4 protein-coding genes are annotated in these 4570 nt (G+C 54.1%); 1 reads left to right on the top strand and 3 read right to left on the bottom strand.

The window, feature by feature from the left end:
* Nucleotides 1–20 precede the first annotated feature (20 nt).
* Complete coding sequence (locus tag NKI97_RS35215) at nt 21–1520, bottom strand: hypothetical protein (protein WP_352838587.1); 1500 nt, start codon at nt 1518–1520, stop codon at nt 21–23.
* Between the two features lie 86 nt (nt 1521–1606).
* The gene (locus NKI97_RS35210; RefSeq protein WP_352838586.1) at nt 1607–2617 is read right to left on the bottom strand and encodes a hypothetical protein; all 1011 of its coding nucleotides are present in this window, start codon (nt 2615–2617) and stop codon (nt 1607–1609) included.
* Between the two features lie 841 nt (nt 2618–3458).
* Here NKI97_RS35210 and NKI97_RS35205 point away from each other — a divergent pair.
* Nucleotides 3459–3968, top strand: a complete 510-nt coding sequence (locus NKI97_RS35205) for a hypothetical protein (RefSeq protein ID WP_352838585.1) — start codon at nt 3459–3461, stop codon at nt 3966–3968.
* A gap of 195 nt (nt 3969–4163) precedes the next feature.
* Here NKI97_RS35205 and NKI97_RS35200 read toward each other — a convergent pair.
* Nucleotides 4164–4570: hypothetical protein (locus tag NKI97_RS35200; RefSeq protein WP_352838584.1), on the bottom strand; the 407-nt coding region annotated here is incomplete at its 5' end.

Below are 4570 nucleotides of genomic sequence, written 5' to 3'. Positions count from 1 at the left end.
AGTATGCCAAAGCTCAGAATCTAGAGGGCATCACAGTCGACAGCAAGAAGTTGAGGTATATCTGGCCCGTCGTATATCGTGAGCGACGTGTCGTTGCTATCCCACTTGATATGGATCTCTTCCTTGTAGTAGCCGCCTACCCCAAATACAAACGGTCCGATAAAAAAGCCTGCAGCGCCGCGAGTTTGTTCATAGAAGTAGTGATAATCGCTTTGCTGAAATTTTACCGTGACTTTGGGTTTATAAGCCACAATATAGCGAGCAGCTCTAAAGTTAATAACCCCTTCCGGCCCAAAAATACCTGTGGTCTGGGATAGTCGCTCCATCTGAGAACCGGGGGCGAACGGGCCTTTACGATAGTTCGCCAAAGCTATTGGATTAAACCACTCTCCAGGCGAGAATTCGAACATTGCAACCTGCCCGTCGAACCCAAGCGAGTAGGCGTCGTGAGTTGTGTCGATCTGTATCGTAACCCGCTGCCCGCCTGCAATAATCCCGAAGAACCCAAACCCTATTCCAACCAGCCCGGCGATCTCAGTTCTACTATAGTCATACGTATCAGATTGGGCAGAAATTTGAAACGTGGTGTTAGCTAGTCGATTTGCTCTAGCATCTCGAAGCCATTCTGGAAAACTGGTGTTGATTTGATAGGGATATATTTCTCTCATCTGATCCGGAAGCGAGTCAGAAGCTTTGGGAGTTTTAACTCTCTTCTTTGCAAAAGCGTTAAAGCGTAGAAGTATATCCCTGATCAGGGTCTCTTGACCGCCATAGGCTTTCTTTAGCCAATAATAAGCTTGGGCGTAGTAAGTATTAATAACGCTCGTGTCAGTTTCAAGCGTTGCGTTTGCATATTTATCATACCACTCATCAATGGTTAGCCATCGGCTTGGATTATTCGGAAAGCGCTTTTTTTGCCACGCATCGAATACATCCCAGCGATTTGAGTATCTCCGTAATAATTTGAAGTGCGCTTGCTGTGCCGCATCGGCTGTCTTTAGCGCATCGCCTGCTTTTCTAGCGGCCGCCTCGTCAACCACGGGAGCCGCTATATCCCTTATGAAAGCTGCGTACTGGTCAACAAAGCTATTAGCAGACGGTCGGCGGGAAACGCCGAGTGACGGCATATCATCCCCAGCCGCATAAAGGTAATAGTCCGAGAAATCCGGGTCATCCCAACGGACCGCCTCGGGGATCGTTACGAGTTGAAGGTTCGGCCACTTTTCTCCGCCTGTGAACTTCGCTCGTAGGGCTTCTGCGTAGACTTGCCATGATCGATCGATTAGCTCCCCGGAGCCAGGCAGATCCAACAATGGGGACACGGAAAGGGACTTCCGCGCCTCGGTTTCGGCATCCAAAAGTGCCCGCAGGCGAGCATTCTGAAGATCGATGTTGTCCTTGAAGGCTCTTACTACCTCGTCGTCGTCTGAGGGGCTTTGAGCGCTGGCGACGCGTGACAATATAGGAAGAGCCGCCGCACCACCAGCAACGCCCAAGAATTGCCTACGAAGAAGGTTCATGTCAATTCCTCCCTGGTTAAGTTGTATAAATATCGCCTACCTATTGGGGCGTATTCAGACATAAAGTGTCAACGCGAGGTAATCGATCACTTGCGCGTGAGATCTCCTAGAAAAATACAATCCCAATACATGCTCTCTTGCCACGCATTTGGTTTTGCCACTCTCTCCCAGGTCCATTGGAAACGATTGCCAGAAAGTCGTTGGGGCGAAGGGCACGTTAGCAACAATTTGGCTCTGACGTCATCTGCTGCTCCGCCGCTCAGATACTGGAAGAACGGGTTGTCGGCAGTTCTTGCAGCCAGGATAGCGGCGGCTTGATTTACCTTGGTAGCATCAACGCCAAGCATCCTTGCGATCAGAATATCCACGCCAACTAGGTGTTGCGGGTACCCCGGGTCGTTCGCGGCTGCAGCGCCCAATAGAAAATCGCCAAGGGGCCGCATGACATCGGTAGGCAGCCCTAGCTCTCTCAAAATGCGCCTGCAAAGCGAGCTATCTACACCTAATCTACGTGCTACCTCCTCAAGCCTGACGCAGTCGCCGGGACGGAGTGTGCATCGCTTATCAAAATCATCAGTGCAGAAACGAAGCCAGCCATACTGGAAGCACTTTCCGCCGAGCTTGGTGAGGCAGGGGCGATTCCCCTCAATCCAAGAGAGCCAGCTTGAAAACCTTGCCTTATCGCCCACTTGAAGAACGTACAGGAGCACGCCCAGGGACTGATCTGGCGAAAACGAAACATCATTCGCCGGTGCTTCCATGCCGATGCGGCGAGGCGACCGCCACCAACGTCCATCCGCACTTTGTGATCTCGCGACGGCATCGCACCCGGCACCCTCGCCTGCAGCGCACAGTAATCCGTTGAACAAAGTCATGTCGCCGTCGTCGCAGTCTTGCGGCTGCCCCTTCACTTCTTTGGAAGGGAATGGGTAAGCTGAGACTGAACAGAGAAATGCCTGTTTACGCCAGAATGAATCGCGGTCTGTCAGTTCGTCAGCAGATGCGGTCGAAGCCCAATGATTTGTTACGCTAGTAGATAACATTGAACTCGACATCAGCGCGGCGAGCGCACAGAAGATGAGACAAAAAATCTTCATCGCGATGCCAAATCCATTCCTGCACAGGAAGCTGAGTCGACGAAAATGGGTGCTATCAATAGTGTGAATAATACCTTATCGGGAGTCAAGCGTGATTCTAAATAAAGGCTTAGAGTCGAGCTAAGCGATTGTGTGACGGGCTTAATCTATTTGTGACAACATGCGACGGGCGTTTGAAAGAAAGGTTCACTTGGCAACGCCATCGCGAAACTGACCCGGAAGGTCGTCTACGTCTCGGAGATCTCACGAGCTCCTTTGATCGCTAGACGACCAAACACGGTGCGACAGTCTGTTCTCGGACTTAGTGCAAGTTAAGCTCAGTGAGCAGTATACCAAAAGCTGTTGCGATCGTCCGCGCCTCACGACGGGGTAAATTTCTGGCAGCCGAGCGGCAGGACTCAGTTCCGGTATCTGGAGCCCGGCGAATTATTCCTCTTCAAGATCCACGCGCCCGACAACTTCATTGTAGGCGGCGGGTCTTTGGTCACGGGTCGATCGCGCCACTGTCGCTTGCTTGGGAGGCATTTGGCGTAAAGAACGGCGTAGCGAGCCGATCGGACATGCGCAGACGCATAGCGCACTACCGTCGCGATACGGCGGTCTTTGACGAACGCCAGGACCCTGTGATTGGGTGCCGCATCCTCACCCCACCTTTCTTCTGGCCGCAAGAGCAGTGGCTTCCTGTTCCACAAAGCTGGTCGCCAACATCGTCACCGGGAAGGGTTTTGGCGTCGGGGGCGGCGAGGGGCGCTATTTGTGGGATGCGGTTGCGGACCGGCTAAGAACGTCGGACGAGGAATGCAGCATCTGCTGAGTATCCGGACCGTGTTTCCTCGAACTGGTGCGCGTCTGGTATGACGACCAGCGCGCGGTGCACGCCCAGATCGAGCGTGGTGACGAGTTAGTGGACTACGCCTTCATGGGGAACAATGCACAGGCCGCGGATAACCGTTGGCTGCGGGAGGCGTACGAGCTTCAAATTCCGATCTTGTATTTCCTCGGAGTCGCCCCCCAGCGCTACACCTTGATTTGGCCCACCTACGTTGCCGAGTGGTCAGCGGCGGACCTCAAGGTGCAACTCGCATTCGGCGCACCTGTTCTGGCCGCCAAGGATTGGGCAGTGCCCGAAGCGCCTGAGCGGCGCTATGGGCTACGTCTTGTGCGCCAGCGGCTTCATCAAGCGGCATTTCGTGAAGCAGTTCTGGCGGCATATGGAAACCGCTGCCCATTATGGGACTACCTGAACCGCGCCTACTGGACGCAGCACGTATCGTGGCTGACAAGCACGAGGAGCTGGGCCAGCCAATCGTCAGGAATGGCCTCCCGCTCTCCAAGACCACGCAGCCTTTGACGCCAATCTGATCGGCATCGATCCGGACAACCGAATCCATGTTTCGGATGCGCTGCTGTCCATGAACGATGGCCCGATGTTCGAGCACGGCCTGAAGCCCATGGCCGGTCAGCTCATCAAATTTCCTCGGCGTGGGCAAGACTACCCCGATCGCGGCCGCCTTGACGAGCGGTTTACCCAGTTTCTCGCGGCCCGTTAGGTTTGAGCCTTTCCATGCCGACGCCGGGGGAGGCCTAGGGACCTCTGGAGGTCCTTAAGCTGCTGCCGGTCCTGGCTTTCGATCCTGGCTTTAGCACGAGCAGCAATGTCCTCAATCACACCGACGGCTTCCCCTCCGGCGATGCAGAGCTTGTCGATCTCAGCCCCGTGCATAAAGCGACAAACGGCCAACGCTTGGCCTGGACGATGCGGTTGTTTCCTTTGCCAGAAATCGTCGATGATACGCCCGTCGTTGTCTCGCATAGGGTAAGCGCGATAGGTTTTCACAGGTGCTTTCAACATATACGTCACCTTCTTGCGCACGTGTTTCCACGTGCACATTACAATGCGGTGAGTGTCAATCGGCGTCCAAAACTGACCCTCGATCGGCATCCAATTTTGGC

Origin of the sequence: Mesorhizobium sp. M0296, from assembly GCF_040321675.1 — a bacterium.
Classification (GTDB): Bacteria; Pseudomonadota; Alphaproteobacteria; order Rhizobiales; family Rhizobiaceae; genus Mesorhizobium.
The sequence above is the reverse complement of the archived record's forward strand: the minus strand, read 5'-3'. Positions and strand labels throughout refer to the sequence as shown.

Excerpts from the sequence above, each read along its gene's own strand:
- NKI97_RS35215 (WP_352838587.1), bottom strand. The coding sequence starts at position 1,520 with ATGAACCTTCTTCGTAGGCAATTCTTGGGCGTTGCTGGTGGTGCGGCG.
- NKI97_RS35210 (WP_352838586.1), bottom strand. The coding sequence starts at position 2,617 with ATGAAGATTTTTTGTCTCATCTTCTGTGCGCTCGCCGCGCTGATGTCG.